The following is a 21,578-nucleotide window of genomic DNA, read 5'->3' as shown; positions in this document are numbered from 1 at the left end:
GAGACCATGAACAACACCAATAGCAAACGTAAGCCTTACGTCCGCGAAATGAAGAAAGACTGGTGGCTGAAGAACGCCTTCTACACCGGTTACATGATCCGCGAAGGCACCAGTATCTTCGTCTCCATCTACGCCGTTGTGCTGATGTGGGGCCTGATGCGTCTGGTACAGGGTCAGGAAGCGTTTAACGGCTGGCTGGAATCCCTGCAAAGCCCGATCGCCATCCTGTTCCACGTGATTGCCCTGGCAGCCTGCCTGTTCCATGCCAAGACCTGGTTCGCTCTGGCGCCGAAAGCCATGCGTATCTTCCGTGGTGAAGACCTGCTGCCGGAGAAGCCGATCGTTCTCGCCCAGTATGTGGCGCTGGCGGTGGTATCCCTGCTTGTCCTGATCATCGTGGCCTGAGGAGAAAACCATTAAACGTTCTGGCACACGAAGGGCGGGTTCCTGTCGGGAACCCACTCTCCCTGACCCGGCAACGTTGGCCACGAAATCTCTGTTAACGATGATTTGAGGAATAATCATGAGACGTTCTGACGAACCGATTTACTGGGGTCTGTTTGGTGCAGGTGGCATGGTCGTTGCCATGCTGCTGCCGGTCATTGTCCTCATCACCGGTCTGCTGGTGCCCATGGGCATCATGGACGTAGAGACCATGAGCTATGACCGCGTGCACGCCTTCGCCAGCTCCTGGTGGGGTGCCTGCATCCTGCTGGTGATCATCGCCCTGCCTATCTGGCACGGCATGCACCGTATCTATCACGGTCTGCATGATCTGGGGATCCACACCACCAAGCTGCACCACTATGTGTTCTATGGCTTTGCCTTCCTGGTATCTGCCATTACCGTCGGCCTGCTGATGGTGCTGGTACTCCAGTAATCACATCTGACTGATTGAGCAAACCGGGCCTCGTGCCCGGTTTTTTATTGCCCCGCTATCCCGCCTCTGCTTTTTACTCACTCAAATAATTCGATAAAAACCAGATTATCGTCCAAGCATATGGCGATCGCAGTCACATAACCCCAATACATTCGTAATTTGTAGCAAACCATTTTGACCACCATCAATTTAGTGGCATCCATATCAATTATAATTATTCAGATTAAATAATTATTCATATGGAGCTAGCTAATGACAGACAAAACACGCTCGGTGAGCATAGGCAGTTACCTGGCACTGGCCTTCGCCGTGGTCTTCTTCTCCGGACTGTTGCAATCCGGCGAGTGGTACGGGGTATTCGATTTCACCACGCTGAACGGTTCATTCGGCACCATGGTCCAGAGCGTCAGCGAGAATGGTGACGGCATCAAGACCGCCATGACCGACATGCGCGGCAAAGGGGGCAACGGGGCGAGAGACGGCTTTCTGTTCGCCCTGACCCTGATCCCCACCGTGATGTTTGCTCTCGGTATGATCAATGTGCTGGAACACTACGGCGCGCTGGAAGCTGCCCGCAAGTTGCTGACCCCGCTGCTGCGCCCGCTGATGGGGATCCCGGGCAACACCGGCCTCGCCCTTATCGCCTCCCTGCAGAGTACCGATGCCGGTGCCGCCATGACCCGTCAGCTCAAGGATGAAGGGCTCATCACCAAGCGTGAAACCGACGTGTTCACCATGTTCCAGTTCTCCGCTGGTGCCACCATCGTCAACTTCTTCTCCTCCGGCGCCGTGCTGTTCACCCTGACGCTGGCAGATGGCAGCCCGGCGGTCAGCTCCTCCATCGGTCTGGCTGTCATCGTGATGTTCGCCTTCAAATTTGTCGGGGCCAACCTGTTCCGGGTCTACCTCAATATGAGCGAAGGCAAGCAGACAGATAACAACACCCAGCAGACTCTCAACACTCAGGAGCAAGCCAAATGAACCAGGCCAACATCAAGAAACCCATCGTCACCGATATCTTCGTCGAAGGGGCCAAGAAGGGCTGGGTCATCGCCACCACCTCTACCGTTCCCAACGTACTGATGGCCTTCGTCATCATCAAGGCGCTGCAGATCACCGGCGCGCTGGATGCCATGGGAGCCATCTTCTCCCCTGTCATGGCCATCTTCGGGTTGCCCGGTGAGGCGGCAGCCGTGCTGATCGGCGCCTGGATGTCGATGGGCGGCGCGGTCGGCGTGGTCATCACCCTGTTCGATCAGGGGATCCTCAATGGCACCCACATCGCGATTCTGGCGCCAGCCATCTACCTGATGGGCTCCCAGGTGCAGTACATGGGCCGCATTCTCGGCTGCATCGGCACCGAAGGGCGTTACATCCCCATCATGGTCGCCATCTCGGTACTCAACGCCTTCGGCGCCATGCTGGTGATGAACATCCTTCTCTGACCCGAACCTGATAGTGGAGCAAGCAATGACTTTTTCTCTGGATCAATACCTGACCGAACTGGCCCCGCTGATCAATCTGGATTGCGGATCCCTGTACCAGCCGGGCATTGCGGCAGTGGCCGACCTGATGGCCGCAAAATATGAAGCGATGGGCGGCTGGCAGATCAAGCGGGTCGACTGTGGCGCCGCGGGGGTGGGGCTGGAGATCCGCAACCAGCCTGATGCGGCGCAGATCGATGTAATGCTGATCGGCCATATGGATACCGTCTTCCCCCTCGGCACCGCCGCCGCCCGCCCGATGAGCAGCGATGGCGAGCGCGCTTACGGTCCCGGTGTCTCCGACATGAAATCCGGGCTGCTCAACATCGTCTATGCCCTGCGTGAACTGCCCCGTGAGGTGCGCGATCGCCTGAGCATCTGCGTCTGCATGAACCCGGATGAGGAGATTGGCTCCCTCCACTCCAGCGACTGGCTGGCAGCGGTGGCCAAACAGGCAAAGCAGGTGCTGGTGGCCGAAGCGGCCCGCGCCGATGGCTCGCTGGTCAAGGCGCGCAAGGGGATGGCCCGTTATCGCATCGACTTCACCGGCAAGGCGGCTCACGCGGGCAACGAGCCGCAGAAGGGGCGTAGCGCCATCACCGAGCTGGGCCACTGGATCCTGGCCATCAACGCCCTGACCAACTTCGAGAGCGGCACCACCCTCAACATCGGCATTGTCGAGGGGGGCAACGGCGCCAACATAGTGCCGGCCCATGCCAGCGCCGTGGTGGATGTCCGTTTCTGGGACAATCAGGAGTACCACCAGATCGACGATCATCTGCTGACCCTGGCCAAGCAACCCCATCTGGATGGCGTCACCATCCAGCTGACCCGCGAGGCCCACAAACCGGCCATGGTGCCGTCAGAGGGCACTCAGGCGCTGATGCAGCTGGTGGAGGAGTGTGGCGCCGAACTGGGGCTGACAATCAGCTGGCAGGAGGTGGGGGGCGGCTCCGATGCCAACCTGACCGCCGCCCTCGGCATCCCCACTCTGGATGGTCTGGGCCCCATCGGTGCCGGTTTCCACAGTGACGAGGAGTATCTGGATCTGGCCAGCATTGCCCCGCGCATCGCGCTGCTGGTGAAGGTGCTGACCCGTCTGGCGGCCTGACAGACTCTCACATAAAAAAGGGCCAGCCGGTTTGCACCGGCTGGCCCTTTGCTTATCTGCTTCCCCCTCAATGAGAGCAACTCTTCGCTATTACTCCATCGGTGGCAAGAAGCGGCGCATCACCTCATCGGCATGCCCCCCTTCCTGAAATGCCACCAGCGCCTGATTGAGGTTATTCACCAGCTGGTGGCCGCGGGGGGACCCCTTGCTCACCAACAGGTAAAACTGCTTTCTGCTGGGCAGGACGAGGTTAAGCAACCCGCTCTCACTGCGGTAGATGCCAAGAGTGATGCCAGCCACCAGAGGCTCGATTTCGCTTGGCAGAAAATCACAGCGATCCCGCGCCAGCATATCGAGCGCCTGTTGCAACTGCCTCACTCGGTGCGGCTCCTGCGCCAGGCCATAGGGGGTGTAGTTGTAGCCAATCACTCCGCATACCCGGGAGCGATTGACCGTCTGCAGATCAGGTTGTTCGGGAAAGCGGCGCTTGAGATAAAAGAAGGCGAGCCGAGTGTAATAGAGAGGCACACTGTAGAAGGCAAACTCGGCCCGCTCCGGCTTGTAGCTGGCATCCCAGGTCAGCTCGCACAGACCATTCTGGCGATAATCCGCCAGCTCCTGCTGGACCCGTGCCCAGGGCAGATAGCGGATCTGGTGCGAGAGCCCGCTCTGTTGCAATGCATCGAGCACCAGCGTGGTCGCCGAACCGGTCAGGCGGCTGGTATCGGGCACCCCGTCCTTGCGCTCCCAGTAGGTAAAGGGGGCCCACTCGTTGCCCTCCCCCAGACAGATCTTCACTGGTGGCTCTTGCCCCCATAGCGCGGGGGACAAGATGGCCATCGCCAATCCCGCCCACCATGTTGCCGCTCGTCTCATCTCCCGCTCCCGGACTGTTTATCCCTCTTGCAGCTTAGCCCAGAAGGGATAGCGCTCACTTTGCAGGGGCGCTTTCATGCCACAACGCCAGCAAATTGGCCGGAATGGCACCATAACGGAGCTGCGGGGTCTGGTGCCAGTCAGCCTGCTCTTGCAGCGCCTTCGCCAACGCCCCCAGAGTACGGAGCGTCCCCCTCTTTCAGATAGGGACGCTGCATCTCGATCTTCTCAGCGGCTTGCCCCGATGAAGCAAGGGCCACACTCAACAGCCGTACTGACGCTTGGGGCCCAGTCAGGAGGTTCGCTGCAATAATCGATGTTGTATCGCTCTTTGGGGTCTGCTCTGCAGCATGCCAAATGGAGGCGCAACAAAAACAGTGCGAGATCAAGGTTTGGTCAGCACAACCACATCGGCGTGGGGGAAGCTGAGTTCGGCCTGCCAGCTGGCGGCCAGCACCTGAAACGATGCCTCGGCAAAGAAGACGATATGGGTCGGGTCGTGGCGATAGCGCCAGTTTTTAAACCGCTCGTCACTGAGCACCCGCTGGGTCTGCAGCACCAGCAGGCCACCGGGCTTGAGGCAATCCCACAACTGCGCCAGCACCGTGCGCGGCTCGGCAATGTGTTCAATCACCTCGGTACTGGTGATGAAGTTATACTGACGCGTCAGCAACTCGGGAAAATCGGCGTAGAACTTGTCATACCCCGCCATCTGGTAACCCGCCTCGCGCCCCATCGCCACCAGCGCCGGGCCCGGGCCACAGCCAAAATCGAGACCGCTGGCAGGTAGCGGCACCCGCGCCAGCACCTCGCCAAAAGCCCGCATCAGAAAGGTGCGATAACGGGGATCATCAACCCGGTTGTCGTGACCGTCATAGACCGCCTTCTCCGCCGCCTCATCCAGATGATCCGCCTCATCCAGCCAGACCAGCTCGCACGCGAGACAGCGATGATAGCGCTTGCCCGCCACCGGCAGGGGATAACTGCGATGGCTGGCACACAGGGGACAGCTGACGGTGGATGACATGACGGTACCTCTTGGGGGTTTCCTGTTGGATAACAGCGGCGCAGATTGCCTGCCCATCGCGTCGCTGACAACTTTTTTTGCTGCGTACGGGCGAGGATGGCGGTCATCCACGCTCATCGTCAGAGCCAGACTTATCCGATGGTAAGCCCCCCCAATCAGGTGCGGAATGTCAGATTTATACTTACTCATTAATTTATTCCATAAAAAACGCCCCCCATCTTGCGATGGGGGGCGTTTTATTTTCCAGCTATTGGGCCAAGCTGGCCCAATGGTCAGGAATTACAGGGGCTGTTACAGGGACTCTGCGGTCGCAACCACGTTTTCCACGGTAAAGCCGAATTCCTTGAACAGCAGCTCGGCCGGTGCAGACTCACCGAAGGTGGTCATACCGATGATCTTGCCGCCGAAACCGACGTACTTGTACCAGTAGTCAGCGATGCCGGCTTCGATAGCCACACGCTTGGTGACGGAGGACGGCAGGACGGACTCTTTGTACTCGGCAGACTGGGCGTCGAACACGTCGGTAGACGGCAGAGAGACCACGCGCACGGCACGGCCCTTGGCAGTCAGCTGCTCATAGGCGGCAACAGCCAGTTCCACTTCGGAACCGGTGGCGATCAGGATCAGCTCCGGAGTACCGGCGCAATCCTTCAGCACGTAGCCACCCTTGGCGGTATCAGCCAGCTGCTGGGCGGTACGGTCCATCTGGGCCAGGTTCTGACGAGAGAAGATCAGAGAGGTCGGGCCGTCGGTACGCTCGATGGCGTGTTTCCAGGCGATGGCAGATTCAACCTGGTCACACGGACGCCAGGTGCTCATGTTCGGAGTCAGACGCAGGGAAGCGATCTGCTCAACCGGCTGGTGAGTCGGGCCATCTTCACCCAGACCGATGGAGTCGTGGGTGTAAACGAAGATAGCGCGCTGCTTCATCAGGGCGGCCATGCGCAGGGCGTTGCGGGCGTACTCCATAAACATCAGGAAGGTGGCGCCGTAGGGGATGAAACCACCGTGCAGGGCGATACCGTTCATGATGGCGGACATGCCGAACTCGCGTACACCGTAGTGGATGTAGTTGCCGGAGGCATCGTCGTTGGTCAGGGACTTGGAGCCGGACCACATGGTCAGGTTGGACGGCGCCAGGTCGGCAGAGCCGCCCATGAACTCCGGCAGCAGCTTGCCGAACGCTTCCAGAGAGTTCTGGGACGCTTTACGGGTTGCGATCTTGGCCGGGTTGGCTTGCAGGGTTTCGATGATCTTGGCGGATTCAGCAGCCCAGTTGGCCGGCAGTTCGCCAGCGGTGCGGCGCTTGAATTCGGCAGCCAGCGTCGGGTGAGCGGCTTCATAGGCGGCGAACTTGGCAGCCCAGTCGGCTTCCAGTGCAGCGCCCTTCTCCTGACCGTTCCACTCGGCAGCGATATCGGCCGGGATAACGAACGGTGCGTGGTCCCACTTCAGGAAAGCGCGAGCTGCGGCGATCTCGTCGTTGCCCAGCGGTGAGCCGTGGCAGTCGTGAGAACCGGATTTGTTCGGGGAGCCGTAACCGATGATGGTGCGGCAGCAGATCAGGGTCGGCTTGCCGGTCTCGGCCTTGGCGGCTTCGATGGCGGCATTGATGGCCTCCGGGCTGTGACCGTCAACAGCCGGGATAACGTGCCAGCCGTAGGCTTCGAAGCGCTTGACGGTGTCGTCGGTGAACCAGCCTTCAACGTGACCATCGATGGAGATGCCGTTGTCATCCCAGAACGCGATCAGTTTGCCCAGTTGCAGGGTACCTGCCAGGGAGCACGCTTCGTGGGAGATACCTTCCATCAGGCAGCCGTCGCCCATAAAGGCGTAGGTGTAGTGGTCAACGATGTCGTGGCCCGGCTGGTTGAACTGCTCAGCCATGGCTTTTTCGGCGATCGCCATACCAACGGCGTTGGTGATGCCCTGACCCAGCGGGCCAGTGGTGGTTTCAACGCCCGGTGCATAGCCGTACTCCGGGTGACCCGGGGTGCGAGAGTGCAGTTGGCGGAAGTTTTTCAGATCGTCGATGGAGAGGTCATAACCGGAGAGATGCAGCAGGGAGTACAGCAGCATGGAGCCGTGGCCGTTGGAGAGAATGAAACGGTCGCGGTCGGCCCACTTGGGGTTGTTCGGGTTATGTCTGAGGTGGCTACGCCACAGCACTTCGGCGATATCCGCCATTCCCATGGGGGCGCCCGGGTGACCGGAGTTGGCTTTTTGAACGGCATCCATACTCAATGCACGAATGGCATTGGCAAGCTCTTTACGAGAAGGCATCTGTATCTCCTGCGATTGCTTCATTTGATGGCCAAGATTAAGGCGCGTTATTGTCCCAGCAGGGCGCGCAGCGTGCAAATATTATCTGGACGAATAAAGTGGCTTTGGGAGGACAATCGCTTTTCTTGCCCGCTATTGACCAAAGCAACCAGAGAAAAACGTTTGACTGCCATCCCTTTTGGGATAGGAGAGCATCACTTGTGACCCATTGGCCACTGTGCAACAAAATAGTGCTGGCAATCGCGGGGGGCGCTAACTAAAATAGACGTCCAGATGTAGATACCTCTACACCATCCCATTCATCCGGTTATTGCCGTGGCGATAACCCAGACAAGCTGAGACTCATATCATGGCAAAGCTGTTTACTTCCGAGTCGGTCTCCGAAGGCCATCCCGACAAGATTGCGGACCAGATCTCCGATGCGGTACTGGACGCCATCCTCAAGCAAGATACCAAGGCCCGTGTCGCCTGCGAGACCCTGGTCAAGACCGGTATGGTCATGGTGGCCGGCGAAGTAACCACCTCTGCCTGGGTTGATATCGAACAGATCGTGCGTGATACCGTACGTGAAATCGGCTACACCCACTCCGACATGGGCTTCGATGCTGACTCCTGCGCCGTACTGAACGCCATCGGCAAGCAGTCCCCGGACATCAACCAGGGCGTTGACCGCAGCGATCCGCTGGAGCAGGGCGCGGGCGACCAGGGCCTGATGTTCGGCTACGCCACCAACGAAACCGACGTGCTGATGCCGGCCCCCATCACCTACTCTCACCTGCTGGTGAAGCGTCAGGCGCAAGTGCGCAAGAACGGCACCCTGCCGTGGCTGCGTCCGGATGCCAAGAGCCAGCTGACCTTTGCCTACGACGACGCAGGCAAGATCATCGGTGTGGATGCCGTTGTTCTGTCTACCCAGCACGCCGAATCCATCAGCCACAAGGATCTGGTTGAAGCGGTACGCGAAGAGATCATCAAGCCGGTGCTGCCGGCCGAGTGGGTCAACAAGGACACCAAATACTTCATCAACCCGACCGGCCGTTTCGTTATCGGCGGCCCGATGGGTGACTGCGGTCTGACCGGTCGCAAGATCATCGTCGACACCTACGGCGGCATGGCCCGTCACGGTGGTGGCGCCTTCTCCGGTAAGGATCCGTCCAAGGTTGACCGCTCCGCAGCCTACGCTGCCCGCTACGTTGCCAAAAACATCGTTGCCGCCGGTCTGGCCGATCGCTGTGAAATCCAGATCTCCTACGCCATCGGCGTGGCCGAGCCGACCTCCATCAGCGTCGAGACCTTCGGCACTGCCAAGGTCGCCGAGGAGCTGCTGGTCAAGCTGGTGCGCGAGCACTTCGAACTGCGCCCGTATGGCCTGATCGAAATGCTGGATCTGAAGCGCCCGATCTACCAGGCCACTGCCGCCTACGGTCACTTCGGTCGCGACGAGTTCCCGTGGGAGCAGACCGACAAGGCCGAACTGCTGCGTTCCGCCGCTGGCCTGTAAGGCTCGCTGTTGTGATAAAAGGGGAGCCTGGCTCCCCTTTTGCTTATCCGCCATTTGACGAGATGTTGATGTCTGCCACTCCTGCCCAGCTTGTCGCCCTGCTGCAACAACGCGTAGAAGCCTGCTTTGTGCAGGCCGAGGCGCGCCTTGGCCGCACCTTCCCCCGCCCGCGGATCGACTGCAATATGCGGGGCCGGGCGGCGGGTTCGGCGCGGCTGCAGACCTGGGAGCTGCGCTTCAATCCCGCCCTCTATCAGGCCAACCAGCAGGCGTTTCTGGATGAGGTTGTGCCCCACGAGGTGGCCCATCTGCTGGTTTATGCCCTGTGGGGAGAAGGACGTGGCAAAAGCCGGGTCTTGCCCCACGGTCGCCAATGGCAATCGGTAATGCGGGAGGTGTTCGGCCTGGAGCCCAGAACCACCCACAGCTTCGATCTGGCGGTATTGGCCCAGCGCACCGTGCCCTATCGCTGTCACTGCCAGCAGCATCAACTGTCGATACGCCGCCACAACAAGGTGGTGCGCGGCGAGGCCCGCTATCACTGCCGCCGCTGCAAGCAGCCGCTGGAGCGGGAACGGCCGGAGCCAGAGCAGTAAGCCAGCTTGTGTCGCGCCCCTGTGGTAGGGTGCCCGCCATCGTTCGTCAATCACCCCGTTTTGCAAGGAATCCCATGCGTTTCATCTCCTCCCTCGCCCTGACCCTGCTGGCCGGTTTGCCGCTGCTCAGCGCCCCTTTGCACGCCCAGACCTTTCGCCAAGCCAAGCAGGATCTGGTGAAGCTCTATCAGACCCAGCCCACAGTCACCACCTTCTACTGCGGCTGCGACATCGACTATCAGGGCAAGAAAATGAGCCCGGATCTCGCCAGCTGCGGCTATGAGCCGCGCAAGCAGGCCAAACGCGCCGCCCGCATTGAGTGGGAACACGTGGTCCCCGCCTGGGAGTTCGGCCACCAGCTGCAGTGCTGGCAGCAAGGCGGTCGCAAGAATTGCGAAAAAGCGAGCCCCGAGTTCAACAAGATGGAGGGGGACATGCACAACCTCTTCCCCGCCATCGGCGAGGTGAACGGCGATCGGGCCAACTACCGCTTCTCCGACTGGAACGGCAAGCCGGATCAGTACGGCCAGTGCCAGATGCTGGTGGATTTCAAGGATCGTCGGGTGCAACCGCCCAAGGGGCCGGTACGGGGCCAGATCGCCCGCGCCTACCTCTATATGAGCCAGCAGTATGGGCTGCGTCTGGCAGCGCAACAGCGTAAACTGTTTGAAGCTTGGGACAGGCAGTACCCGGCAGAGGGCTGGGAGTGCGAGCGCAACCGCCGCATCGGCAAGCTGCAGGGCAATACCAATCCCTTTATTGAAAAGCAGTGCCAATAACCCCATTTGACCAGGGAGGGGATCACCCCTCCTAATCATGAAGCCCTTCCCCACTGCCACGTGAGCCTTGCTCGCCGCCTCGCAGCAGGATATGAAGGGTTTCCAAGCAAGAGACTAACAAGCAGCCATGCGCATTCCACGTATCTATGAACCGGCCACCCTGCAAGTTGGCCAGACCATCGCCCTGTCGGAAGACGGTGCCAACCATATAGGCCGGGTGCTGCGCATGCAGCCGGGCCAGCAGCTCGAGCTGTTCAACGGCGATGGCAATCAATATCCCGCCACCATAGCCCAGGTCGGTAAAAAGTCGGTGGAAGTGACCATCGACAGTTGTGACGCCCAGTCGGTGGAGTCACCGCTGGCCATTCATCTGGGTCAGGTGATCAGCCGCGGCGACAAGATGGACTTCACCATCCAGAAATCGGTTGAGCTGGGCGTCACCTGCATCACTCCGCTCTTCTCCGAGCGCTGCGGCGTCAAGCTGCCAGCAGACCGCTTGGAGAAGAAGCGCGAACAGTGGCAAAAGGTGGTGATCAGCGCCTGCGAACAGTGCGGCCGCAACCTGGTGCCAGAGGTGCGCATGCCGATGGAGCTGGACGCCTGGCTGGCAGAAGAGACCAAGGAGCTCAAGCTCAACCTGCACCCGCGCGCCGAGTACAGCATCAACACCTTGCCCGTTCCCGAGCACGGCGTGCGCCTGCTGATTGGCCCGGAAGGGGGCTTGTCGAGCGACGAGATCGCCCGTACCGTGCAGGAAGATTTCAAAGAGATGCTGCTGGGGCCACGGGTGCTGCGCACCGAAACTGCCGCCCTGACTGCGATCACTGCGTTGCAGTGCCGCTTTGGTGATCTGGCCTGAAGCAGGTTTTAAGAATCTCATTCGCAATCGAGCCACAAGAAGGATATTCGGATGACCATTAAACTCGGCATCGTGATGGACCCCATCTCGGCCATCAACATCAAGAAAGATTCCAGCTTTGCCATGCTCGAAGAGGCGCAAAAGCGCGGCTATGAGCTCTTCTATCTGGAGATGAAGGATCTCTACATGGAAGCCGGTCGCGCCTTTGGCACCATGCGCCCGCTCACCGTCAAATATGACTATGCCGACTGGTACACCCTGGGCGAGGTGGTGGATCAGCCCCTCTCCAACCTCGATGTGATCCTGATGCGCAAGGATCCGCCGTTCGACACCGAATTTATCTACGCCACCTACATGCTGGAGCGGGCCGAGGATGAGGGTTGCCTTATCGTCAACAAGCCGCAGAGCCTGCGCGACGCCAACGAGAAGCTCTACACCGCCTGGTTTGCCGAGCACACCCCGACCACGCTGGTGACCCGCCGCGCCGACAAGCTGCGCGCCTTCCACGCCAAGCATAAAGACGTGATCTTGAAGCCCTTGGACGGCATGGGCGGTGCCTCCATCTTCCGCATGAAGGAAGATGACGCCAACGTCGGGGTGATTATCGAAACCCTGACCGCCCACGGCAGCCAGTACTGCATGGCGCAAACCTATCTGCCCGCCATCAAGGATGGCGACAAGCGGGTGCTGGTGGTGGACGGTGAACCGGTGCCTTACTGCCTCGCCCGCATTCCGGCGCAGGGGGAGACCCGTGGCAATCTGGCTGCCGGTGGCCGTGGTGAAGCGCGCCCCCTGAGCGAAGCCGACTGGGCCATCGCCCGTGCGGTTGGCCCGACGTTGAAAGAGAAGGGGCTCATCTTCGTCGGCCTCGATATCATCGGCGATCGGCTGACCGAGATTAACGTCACCAGCCCGACCTGCATTCGCGAGATTGAAGCGGCCTTCGATGTGCACATCACCGGCATGTTGATGGATGCCATCGAGCGTCGGCTGGCGAAAGCCTGAACCGGCTAGAGGTTCATAACAAGAGGCAGCCCCGGGGCTGCCTCTTCTGTTTCATGCCTTGCACGTTGATATGAAGGCTTAACAGCGGAACTGCCCCACCTTCTGCTTGAGATCACTCGATAGCTGTTCCAGCTCGTGACAACTCTGGTTCATCTCGGAGACAGCCGCCGTTGATTCGGTGGCGATATGGGCGATATTGACCACGTTGCGGGTGATATCTTCGGCCACCTTACTTTGCTCCTCGGCGGCGGTGGCAATATGGGTATTAAGATCGTTAATCTTCTCCACCGAGGTGACAATTTCGCCAAGGGCCTTGCCACAGGCAAGCACGGTGCGATTGGACTCCTCAACCTGATCCAGCCCACGCACCATGCTGCTGGCTGCATCAGTGGCCCCCTGCTGCAACTTAATGATGGTCTTGCCAATCTCTTCGGTCGAGCGCTGGGTTCGCAGGGAAAGGGTGCGCACCTCATCGGCCACCACCGCAAAACCGCGTCCCTGATCCCCTGCGCGCGCAGCTTCGATCGCCGCATTAAGCGCAAGCAGGTTGGTCTGCTCTGCGATACCGCGAATGGTTTCCATCACACTACTGATATCGCGGCTGTTGTCAGCCAGCTGGGTGATCATAGTTGCAGTGTCTTGAATATGGGAAGACAACGCAGACATCCGGGCAATGGCATCCTCCACCACCAGATGACCGTGACGGGCACTCTCGTGCGCACCACGGGCTGCCTCTGCCGCACCGTTGGAGCTGTTGGCCACCTCGGCCACTGTGGCGCTCATCTGGTTCATGGCGGTGGCGGTCTGATCGGTCTCCCCCTGTTGCTGGGCAAAGCGCTGGCGGTTCTCGACCCCGATATGGGCAAGACGAGCCGACTCTTTGGCAAGCTGCTCGGACATATCGTTAATCTGGGTGATCAGGCCGCGAAAATGGCGGAACACCTGATTAAGCGATTGAGCCAGCGCCCCCATCTCGTCCAGGCGCAGCACAGGTACCTGCTGACTGAGATCGAGATCCTGCTGCATCCCGCGTAGCACCTGGCTTATGGCTGCCAGTGGCTGGCTGACGCTGCGTCCGGCCCAGATACCGAAGAAGAGTACGCAGGTCGCCCCCACCAGAAATAGCACAATAAAGAGCTGAAACAGTTGCTGTCTGAGATCGTTGAGCTCGCCGATGCTCTGCTCTGCCTCTTTGAGCTGGAACTCCACCAGCGCACTCAGCCCATCACTGAGCGGATCCATCGCCCCGTAGAGGGGCATAATACGGACAGATAGCTGATCCCGCGCAGCCCCCTGCATCTGATCTAGCACCGCCACCACTGTGGCAATCTGCTGATCCGCCGCACCAAACAACGCCTGCACCCGTGCGGCCTCCTGCTGTTCGGACTGGCTCAGCTCCTGTCCGCTGTATTTCTGCCAGATACGGGAAGTCTCTTGCTGCGCCTCCAGAATATCGGCCTTGGCCTGGGCAGGCGTAAATCCCCCTACGTTGGCCTTGTTGGCCGCATCGATCACCTTGACCGCGTAGAGATCGGCCATCTGTTTTAGCTCCTTCAGTTGCACCACCTCTCCATGATACATGGCGTTCATGCCGGCCATCAGCTGAGACATCGCTTGGGCGGCGCCTATCAACAAGGCCAACAGTGCCAACAGCGGCACCACACACCCCAGCATCAATTTCTGCCTGATTGAAATCCCTGCCATGGTGTTCTCTCCCCACCCGGATAAATGACCGACCTGCACGCCTGGGCTAAAAAGCGGTTTTGCCCACAGAGTCGAGCTGCCATAATTGCCGCAAATACCTGTGCAATATTTGGTCCCATATGCAAACACTGCAAAATCACTTCCTGCTTGCCATGCCAAGCCTGACGGATCCCTACTTCGAGCGTTCGCTGGTCTATCTGTGCGAGCACAACGAAGAGGGCGCCATGGGGCTGGTGGTCAACATTCCGGTGGATATGTCGCTGGACACCATGCTGACCCAGCTCAAGCTGGCACCGCCGCCCAGCCCCGAGCTCAAGCAACCCGTGCTGCAAGGCGGTCCGGTCCATGCCGATCGCGGCTTCGTGCTGCACAGCTTCCGCCCGGGATTCAATTCCACCCTGCAGGTGGGGGACGAGCTGATGGTCACCACCTCCAAGGATATTCTGGAGACCCTGGGCACAGACGAGGCGCCGGACCACTGGCTGGTCGCCCTGGGCTATGCCGGCTGGAGCGCCGGTCAGCTGGAGCAGGAGCTGGTGGACGGCGCCTGGCTGGTGATCCCGCCCAATCCGGACCTGGTGTTCAAGACCCCTATCCATCAGCGCTGGCAGCAAGCGGCCGCCAGCATCGGGATCAACCCTGTTCACCTCTCCAGCGACATCGGCCACGGCTAATGCAATTTGCAGTGCATTTTGCAACGCACTCTGAGGAAATTACCCAATGTCATCACGCAGTATCATGGGCTTTGATTACGGCACCAAGAGTATCGGTGTCGCCATCGGCCAGGAGATTACCGGCAGCGCCCGCCCCCTTCGCTCCCTCAAGGCCAACGACGGCATTCCCAACTGGGACGAGATAGAGAAGCTGCTTAAAGAGTGGCAGCCAGACCTGCTGGTGGTCGGTCTGCCGCTGAACATGGATGGCACGGATCAGGAGATCACGGTACGGGCCCGCAAATTTGGTAACCGCCTGCACGGCCGCTTCGGCAAGCCGGTGGAGTTCAAGGACGAGCGCCTCACCACCACGGACGCACGCGCCCGCCTGTTCGAGCGTGGCGGCTACAAGGCCCTGGACAAGGGCAGTGTGGACGGGGTATCGGCACAGCTGATCGTCGAAGCCTGGATGGAAGAGCAATACGACTGAGGCAAATCCCGGCTCCCTGTAATCCCCCTCACGAGATGGCCTATCTCTGGCCGTCTCCTCCTTGTCATACTACCGTCATCCCTTGGTCATGTCGGCCCGTTAGCGTGGTGGCATCTTGCCCGGATTCCACCCATGGGGGTCGTCATGAACAGAGAGAAGTTTGAAGGCTGGCTTATTCTTGCCGGAAGCCTGTTTTCCATTCTGATGCTCGGCGAACTGCTCTAACCCGTCAGATTGATGGACGAACAGCCCGGCATCATGCTGCCACCCGCCCTTCCAGCATGGCGTGGGCCACCTTGATGCACGCCGCGTTGGGATAGTTGAAATTGGCTTGTCGTGGTTGCATCGAACCGACTCCGCTGGTCATAGGTGAGATAAGCCATCTCGATGGTTGGTAGTACTCTTCGCTTATTCCCACAAGATGTACGCGCTATGAAGCACCGCCAAACCAATGTGAGAGTTGTGTGCAACTCGCACCGCCTCAATGGGTTATCCGTAACTTCCCCCCTTTCCCTGACAACGGGCGTATAAGCTGTAGAGGCAACGACACAAAGGGGAGGCTCGCGTGCAGACACAACCACTGATAACCCGGCTGCGGGCAGCGCTGGAGCAGGTAATTTTGGGCAAGCCGCTACAACTCCAAATAGCCCTGGTCACCCTGCTGGCACGTGGTCATCTGCTGATCGAGGATCTGCCCGGCATGGGCAAGACCACCCTGGCCCACGCCCTGGCGCAAGTGCTGGGGCTCGGGTGCCGGCGAATGCAATTCACCGCCGATCTGCTGCCTGCCGACCTGCTGGGGCTGCAAATTTTCGACCCCCAACAGCAAACATTTCACTTTCACCCCGGCCCCATCTTCACCCAGGTGTTGCTGGCGGACGAGATCAACCGTGCCAGCCCCAAGGTGCAGAGCGCCCTGCTGGAGGCGATGGCCGAGGGCAAGGTGAGCATCGAGGGCCACACGCACCCACTCCCCGATCCGTTTTTCGTCATCGCCACCCAGAATCCGACAGATCAGGCGGGCACCTATCCACTGCCGGAATCCCAGCTCGACCGCTTCGCCGTGCGACTCTCTTTGGGTTTTCCACCGCGAGAAGCGGAGCGCCAGCTACTGCGCGGCCACCAGTCGGCGGGCCCGTTGCCCGCCATGGTGGATGCTGCCGGACTGGCGGCCCTGCAAGCGGAGGGAGATGCCATCCATGTTTCCGATGCCACCCTCGACTACCTGTTGGCGCTGGTGCAGCAGAGCCGCTTTGATGGGGATCTGCCACAGCCCCTCTCCCCCCGGGCGGCCCAGACCTTGCTGGCGGTGAGCCGGGCCTGGGCACTGGTAGCAGGGCGGCGTTTCGTCACGGTGGAGGATGTGCAAGCGGTCTTCCCTTATGTGGCAGAACACCGCCTGCGGGGTAGCTTTGGCGTGCAGCACGGCGAAGCCTGTCCCCTGAGCCAGCGATTGCTGGCCAAGGTCGATCCGGATAATCCCTGATGAGCAAATTGCTAAACCGTTGGCAGCAGTGGCGAGCCCGCTGGCAGCGACGCTGGCTCGATCGCCGCATTCCCCCGGCCCGCCAGATCACGCTGGGTACCCGCAGCCTCTTTATTCTCCCCACCCGCATGGGGCTGCTCTATCTGCTGGTGCTGCTCGCCATCTATCTGCTCGGCACCAACTACCAGAACAATCTGGTACTGCTGGTGGCCTACTGCCTTGGCAGCCTGTTTATGGCCGCCATGTGGCTCACCCACCGCAACCTGTTGGGGCTGGAGCTGCTGGGGGGCCCGCTGGTGCTGGGGGAGGCGGGTAGCCAGCTTCCTATCCGGATCTTGGTGCAGAGCCCGCGCCCGGTGCAGGCACTTCACTTTAGCCTCAACGAAGGCACCCTCTGGCTGGCACAGGCCGGCGCTGTGCCTCGCACCTTGATCCTGCCAGTATTGGGCTCACGCCGTGGGCCACTCTCCCTTGGCCGATTGCGGGTCGAGAGCCGCTACCCTCTCGGCCTGTTTCGCTGCTGGTCCTTGCTGGACTTGCAGCTAGAGGGCTGGCTCGCCCCCAAGCCGGCGTTCGGAGCGCTAAGAGGGGAACATGCGACCCAAAGCGAAGGACATCAGGGCCAACCCGCTCCGGCCACCCTCGGTGACTTTGATGCCCTGCGGACACATCAAGCCGGCGAGCCACTGAGCCGGGTCGCCTGGAAGCAGCTTGCCCAGGGGCGCGGCCTGCTGAGCAAGCAGTTCAATGAACCGCAGCAGGATGACACTCACCTCACCTTGCAGCGGGTCGCGGGTGGGGATCTCGAGCAGCGGTTAGCGGTGCTGGCCTGGTGGTGCACCGATTACGGTAAGCGGGGCATCCCTTTTACCCTGACACTGGCAGGCCAGACGCTGGGGCCAGATAGCGGCGCCGCCTTTGTGCAGCGCTGCCTGCTGGCATTGGCCCGATTCGATGCCACACCACCGAAGAGCACGCCCGATGCTGCTCGATAACCACCGCCTGCTGCCACTCATCGCCCTGCAACAGCTGCTGCTGGTCGCGGCGCTCTGGCCCCGACTGCAGATCTGGGTGGTGGCAGTGGGCGCCATCACCCTCGGCGTCCGGGCCATGATGCTGTGGCGTGGCTGGCAGCCTCTTCCGGCCCGCGGGTTGACGCTGCTGACCATCACTACCTTGGTATTACTAGGATTACAGTGGCGCACATTGGGCACCCTGCCCGCCCTGATCAATCTGCTCTGGCTTGGCTATAGCCTGAAGATGATCGAGGTGCGGCGCGCGCGGGATATCGAGCAGGTGCTGCTGCTCGCCTTCTTTCTCATCGCGCTGGCGCTGGTACAGCGACAAAGCATCGGCTGGACGGCAAGCATGGCCGTGGCGCTCTGGCTGGCAGTGACCGCACTGGTGGCCGCCATCGCTCCCGAGCAGAAACGACCTTGGCGCAGCGCGGGGGGCGCCCTGTTGCTGGCGCTTCCCCTGCTTATCACCCTGTTTCTGCTGCTGCCAAGGCTCCCGCCCCTCTGGCAGATGCCCAGCACCAGCCGCGCCCTGTCAGGGCTCTCGGAAGAGCTGGCCCCCGGCGATATCAGCGAACTGATCAACTCCTCGGAACTGGCCTTTCGGGTCACCTTTGCCGATGGCCCGCCCCCAGCCCGCGAGCGCTACTTTCCGGTAATGCGGCAGGAGGTTTTCGATGGCCAGCGCTGGCTGCTGAGCCCCGAAGTGAAAGCGTGGCAACAGACAGTGCCGGTGCAAACCGGGCTGACCCTTCTGGCGTCATCTTCACAAACCAACAATCAACGGGCAGATAGTCCATTACCCGCCGGCAGCTACGAGGTGATCGCCGAGCCCCAGCGCCACCGCTGGGCCTTTGCCATGAGTGAACCGACCGTGCTGGCGGGCCCGCTGCTGATCACCCCCATCGACACACTCTATCGGCAAGGGAGTGGCGAGGTGGCGATCCGCTATCGCATTGGTCGCGGCGAAGCGCGGCCTGAGGATGACAGCCAAGCCATCCAGCGCAACCTGCAACTGCCAGCCGGGGGTAACCCGAGAGCACGCGCCCACGGCCAAGCGCTTGCGGCACGCTATCCGGCGCGCGCGGCGCTGGTCGCAACCCTGCTCGCGCAGTTTCAAAGCCAATCCTATTACTACACCCTGACCCCGCCACGGCTTGGCAGTGACGGGGTGGATGCATTCCTGTTCGATACCAAGCGCGGCTTTTGCGGTCACTACGCCATGGCGACCGCTTTCGTGCTGCGCGCTGCCGGTATTCCGGCACGGCTGGTCACCGGTTATCTCGGCGGCGAGTGGAATCCCAGGGGCAACTATCTGGCGGTACACCAGTTCGATGCTCACGCCTGGGTGGAGTATCTCGATGAAGGGGGAACATGGCGGCGAATCGACCCCACGGCGGCAGTGGCACCGGAGCGCATTGAAGGCGGCGTGAGGGAGGCCCTGAGCGACGAGTTTACCGCTGCCGACCCCCTCGCTTTGCAGCGTTATCGCAACTGGGCCCTGCTCAATCAGCTGCGCTGGTGGGGCAACAATATCGACTACCAATGGAGTCGCTGGGTGATTGGTTACGATGCGGGTCAGCTCTGGCAGCAAATTGGCCTGCGCTGGCCAACCCTGGCAGGGCACACGCCCTGGTTGATCCTCGCCAGCCTGATGCTGGTCGCCCTGCTGGTGAGCCTGCCCCTGCTATTGCCCGCCCGCCTGCCGCCAGAGCGGCGTATCTGGCAGCCCCTGCTCAAACGGGGTAAACGCAGCGGCTACCCACCAGAGCCCGCCGAAAGCATGGGGGCATGGTGCGAGCGGCTGGCACGGCTGCGTCCCGACCTTGCCCATCCCCTGCTAAAGAGTGCGTGGCTCTATCGCCGCTGGCGTTATGCCCCCCTCAGCGAACGGCAACAAGGGCGCTGCGGGCGCCAGTTGCGACGGCGTGTCAGACAGCTCGCCCAGCGCTGGGATCAACAGCCAACGAGTGCGCCATAAAAGAAGGGGGAGCCACCGGCTCCCCCTTCAGGTTTTAATCAAGAGGTTTTACTCACCGCTTGTTATTTTTTGGTCGGATTGTCCCAGATCCCTGCCTCCAGCTGGGAGCGGATCTCGGGATACTTGTTGGCATCAAAGGTAGGCAGCTTGCCCAACTTGAGCTGATCGTTGTAATCCTTGGCCAGCTTGATGGCAACACCGGAGAGCAGCAGGATAGCCACCAGGTTGACGATCGCCATCAACCCCATGGAGACATCCGCCATCGCCCACACAATCGGCAACTCGCCCACGGCACCGAACATCACCATGCCCAGCACGAATATCCGGAACAGCATCAGACCGCCCTTGTGATTGTGCTCGAGGAATACCAGATTGGTCTCGGCATAGGAGTAGTTCGCCACGATAGAGGTGAAGGCGAAGAAGAAGATGGCTGCCGCGATAAAGATATTGCCACCACCACCGATCTGGGAAGAGAGTGCCCGCTGGGTCAGCTCCACCCCGGTCACGCCGGAGCCCGGTTCAAACTGACCGGACATCAGGATCACGGCCGCAGTGCAGCTACAGATGACGATGGTGTCCATAAAGACCCCCAGCATCTGCACATAGCCCTGGGAGGCAGGATGAGGCGGATAGGGTGTCGCGGTCGCCGCGGCGTTCGGTGCAGAACCCATCCCCGCTTCGTTGGAGAAGAGACCGCGTTTGATGCCGTTGATCATCGCCTGGGAGATGGCATAACCCAGCGCACCTGATCCAGCCTGCTCAAGCCCGAAGGCGGACTTGATGATCAGCATGAAGACATGAGGCAGTTCACTGATGTTCATCGCCACAATCACCAGCGCCAACAGGATATAAGCCAGCGCCATAAAGGGCACCACCAGCTCGGCAAAACGGGCGATGCCACGAATACCTCCGAAGATAATCAGGCCGGAGAGCACCACCAGCGCCAGTCCACTGACCCAATCCGGAATGCCGAAGGCCACCTTCATCGCCAGACTGATGGAGTTTGCCTGCACCGCGTTGAAGACCAGACCAAACGCCAGGATCAGACAGAGCGAAAACACCACCCCCATCCAGCGCATGCCAAGGCCTTTCTCCATGTAGTAAGCCGGACCGCCACGGTAGTTGCCATCCTCATCTTTGACCTTGTAGAGCTGGGCCAGAGTACTCTCGACGAAGGCGGTCGCCATGCCGATAAAGGCAATCAGCCACATCCAGAAGATGGCGCCTGGACCACCCAGATAGATGGCCACCGCAACACCGGCCAGATTGCCGGTGCCGACCCGGGCAGCAAGACTGGTACAGAGGGCCTGGAAGGAGGAGATGCCTGCGTTATCCGATTTACGGCTGTTTTTCAGCACGGAAAACATGTGGCCAAAGTGACGGACCTGGATAAAGCCCAAGCGGAAGGTGAAAAAGATCCCGACCCCGATGAGCAGGTAGATGAGCACGGCTCCCCACATCAGGTCGTTTAGCATCGCAATCAAGGTGTCCATAATTCTCTCGTTGTTATTCACATCCATGGTCAGTCTGCGCTGACCGTTTTCTGTCTTTTGTGTAATTAGCGTTTCGCTAAAGGGGCGGAATCTAGCACAGCGGGAGAGCCCGGAATAGTGATCCCGGTCACTCTGGACACAAAAAACGAACGGTAAACCCCCATAAAGCGCCATTTAAATCGCAAACTTTCAACAAATCCAAGAATTCAATCCGCGCCACCACCATTAAGCCCCATAAGAGAACCATTTTGATATATCCCTGATGAGCTATCCAAAAACGCAAACGCTTGCATAAAATGGCTGTCAAACGCCGAGATATCGCCAAACGTTTTCGCTGTAATTAAATTTCAAGTG

The 21,578-nt window shown here is 60.2% G+C and carries 20 protein-coding genes; 15 read left to right on the top strand and 5 right to left on the bottom strand.

Features of this window, described 5'->3' with window-relative positions:
* Window positions 1-6: 6 nt before the first annotated feature.
* From BN1117_RS13255 to BN1117_RS13235, 5 genes are all read left to right on the top strand, one after another.
* The gene (locus tag BN1117_RS13255; RefSeq protein ID WP_040098081.1) at window positions 7-405 is read left to right on the top strand and encodes a fumarate reductase subunit C; all 399 of its coding nucleotides are present in this window, start codon (window positions 7-9) and stop codon (window positions 403-405) included.
* A gap of 118 nt (window positions 406-523) precedes the next feature.
* Window positions 524-880: a fumarate reductase subunit FrdD gene (gene frdD, locus BN1117_RS13250; protein WP_040098079.1), complete on the top strand. Its 357-nt coding sequence runs from the start codon at window positions 524-526 to the stop codon at window positions 878-880.
* A 252-nt stretch (window positions 881-1,132) separates the two neighbouring features.
* Window positions 1,133-1,861: a nucleoside recognition domain-containing protein gene (locus BN1117_RS13245; RefSeq protein ID WP_005335061.1), complete on the top strand. Its 729-nt coding sequence runs from the start codon at window positions 1,133-1,135 to the stop codon at window positions 1,859-1,861.
* Window positions 1,858-2,325: a YjiG family protein gene (locus tag BN1117_RS13240; protein ID WP_040098077.1), complete on the top strand. Its 468-nt coding sequence runs from the start codon at window positions 1,858-1,860 to the stop codon at window positions 2,323-2,325. The genes BN1117_RS13245 and BN1117_RS13240 overlap by 4 nt, the downstream gene beginning before the upstream one ends.
* Before the next feature lie 25 nt (window positions 2,326-2,350).
* Complete coding sequence (locus BN1117_RS13235; RefSeq protein ID WP_040098075.1) at window positions 2,351-3,475, top strand: M20 family metallopeptidase; 1,125 nt, start codon at window positions 2,351-2,353, stop codon at window positions 3,473-3,475.
* Window positions 3,476-3,565: 90 nt separating this feature from the next.
* On the opposite strand, the gene BN1117_RS13230 is transcribed toward BN1117_RS13235, so the two are convergent.
* From BN1117_RS13230 to tkt, 3 genes are all read right to left on the bottom strand, one after another.
* Complete coding sequence (locus BN1117_RS13230; RefSeq protein ID WP_156129985.1) at window positions 3,566-4,315, bottom strand: substrate-binding periplasmic protein; 750 nt, start codon at window positions 4,313-4,315, stop codon at window positions 3,566-3,568.
* Between the two features lie 421 nt (window positions 4,316-4,736).
* Window positions 4,737-5,378: a class I SAM-dependent methyltransferase gene (locus BN1117_RS13225; protein WP_040098072.1), complete on the bottom strand. Its 642-nt coding sequence runs from the start codon at window positions 5,376-5,378 to the stop codon at window positions 4,737-4,739.
* Between the two features lie 291 nt (window positions 5,379-5,669).
* Window positions 5,670-7,661, bottom strand: coding sequence for a transketolase (gene tkt, locus BN1117_RS13220; protein ID WP_021229193.1), 1,992 nt, complete (start codon window positions 7,659-7,661; stop codon window positions 5,670-5,672).
* Between the two features lie 349 nt (window positions 7,662-8,010).
* Here tkt and metK point away from each other — a divergent pair, with 349 nt between their 5' ends.
* The 5 genes from metK to gshB all read left to right on the top strand — a co-directional run bounded on the left by metK (window position 8,011) and on the right by gshB (window position 12,401).
* On the top strand, window positions 8,011-9,162 hold the full coding sequence (metK, locus tag BN1117_RS13215; RefSeq protein WP_040098070.1) for a methionine adenosyltransferase: 1,152 nt from the start codon (window positions 8,011-8,013) through the stop codon (window positions 9,160-9,162).
* Window positions 9,163-9,230: 68 nt separating this feature from the next.
* On the top strand, window positions 9,231-9,758 hold the full coding sequence (locus tag BN1117_RS13210) for a SprT family zinc-dependent metalloprotease (RefSeq protein WP_040098069.1): 528 nt from the start codon (window positions 9,231-9,233) through the stop codon (window positions 9,756-9,758).
* Between the two features lie 74 nt (window positions 9,759-9,832).
* The gene (locus BN1117_RS13205; RefSeq protein WP_040098067.1) at window positions 9,833-10,537 is read left to right on the top strand and encodes an endonuclease; all 705 of its coding nucleotides are present in this window, start codon (window positions 9,833-9,835) and stop codon (window positions 10,535-10,537) included.
* Between the two features lie 127 nt (window positions 10,538-10,664).
* Window positions 10,665-11,396: a 16S rRNA (uracil(1498)-N(3))-methyltransferase gene (rsmE, locus tag BN1117_RS13200; RefSeq protein ID WP_040098065.1), complete on the top strand. Its 732-nt coding sequence runs from the start codon at window positions 10,665-10,667 to the stop codon at window positions 11,394-11,396.
* 51 nt (window positions 11,397-11,447) lie between these two features.
* Complete coding sequence (gene gshB / locus BN1117_RS13195) at window positions 11,448-12,401, top strand: glutathione synthase (protein WP_040098063.1); 954 nt, start codon at window positions 11,448-11,450, stop codon at window positions 12,399-12,401.
* A 78-nt stretch (window positions 12,402-12,479) separates the two neighbouring features.
* Here gshB and BN1117_RS13190 read toward each other — a convergent pair whose 3' ends face one another.
* Window positions 12,480-14,105 carry a methyl-accepting chemotaxis protein gene (locus BN1117_RS13190; protein ID WP_040098061.1) on the bottom strand — a complete coding sequence of 542 codons (1,626 nt, stop codon included), beginning with the start codon at window positions 14,103-14,105 and terminating at the stop codon, window positions 12,480-12,482.
* A gap of 119 nt (window positions 14,106-14,224) precedes the next feature.
* Here BN1117_RS13190 and BN1117_RS13185 point away from each other — a divergent pair, with 119 nt between their 5' ends.
* The 5 genes from BN1117_RS13185 (at window position 14,225) to BN1117_RS13165 (ending at window position 19,731) form a co-directional block, all read left to right on the top strand.
* Window positions 14,225-14,779, top strand: coding sequence for a YqgE/AlgH family protein (locus BN1117_RS13185; protein ID WP_040098059.1), 555 nt, complete (start codon window positions 14,225-14,227; stop codon window positions 14,777-14,779).
* Between the two features lie 46 nt (window positions 14,780-14,825).
* Window positions 14,826-15,248: a Holliday junction resolvase RuvX gene (ruvX, locus tag BN1117_RS13180; RefSeq protein WP_012477381.1), complete on the top strand. Its 423-nt coding sequence runs from the start codon at window positions 14,826-14,828 to the stop codon at window positions 15,246-15,248.
* A 565-nt stretch (window positions 15,249-15,813) separates the two neighbouring features.
* Window positions 15,814-16,734, top strand: a complete 921-nt coding sequence (locus BN1117_RS13175) for an AAA family ATPase (protein ID WP_040098057.1) — start codon at window positions 15,814-15,816, stop codon at window positions 16,732-16,734.
* Window positions 16,734-17,729 (top strand): DUF58 domain-containing protein, encoded by a 996-nt coding sequence (locus BN1117_RS13170; protein ID WP_040098055.1) that lies wholly within the window; start codon window positions 16,734-16,736, stop codon window positions 17,727-17,729. Before BN1117_RS13175 ends, BN1117_RS13170 begins: the two co-directional genes overlap by 1 nt.
* Window positions 17,716-19,731, top strand: coding sequence for a transglutaminase TgpA family protein (locus BN1117_RS13165; RefSeq protein ID WP_040098053.1), 2,016 nt, complete (start codon window positions 17,716-17,718; stop codon window positions 19,729-19,731). Before BN1117_RS13170 ends, BN1117_RS13165 begins: the two co-directional genes overlap by 14 nt.
* 62 nt (window positions 19,732-19,793) lie before the next feature.
* On the opposite strand, the gene BN1117_RS13160 is transcribed toward BN1117_RS13165, so the two are convergent.
* On the bottom strand, window positions 19,794-21,224 hold the full coding sequence (locus BN1117_RS13160; protein WP_040098052.1) for an alanine/glycine:cation symporter family protein: 1,431 nt from the start codon (window positions 21,222-21,224) through the stop codon (window positions 19,794-19,796).
* Window positions 21,225-21,578 lie beyond the last annotated feature (354 nt).

This window comes from Aeromonas australiensis (genome assembly GCF_000819725.1).
Lineage (GTDB): Bacteria > Pseudomonadota > Gammaproteobacteria > Enterobacterales > Aeromonadaceae > Aeromonas > Aeromonas australiensis.
This window is presented reverse-complemented; position numbering and strand designations above follow the sequence as displayed.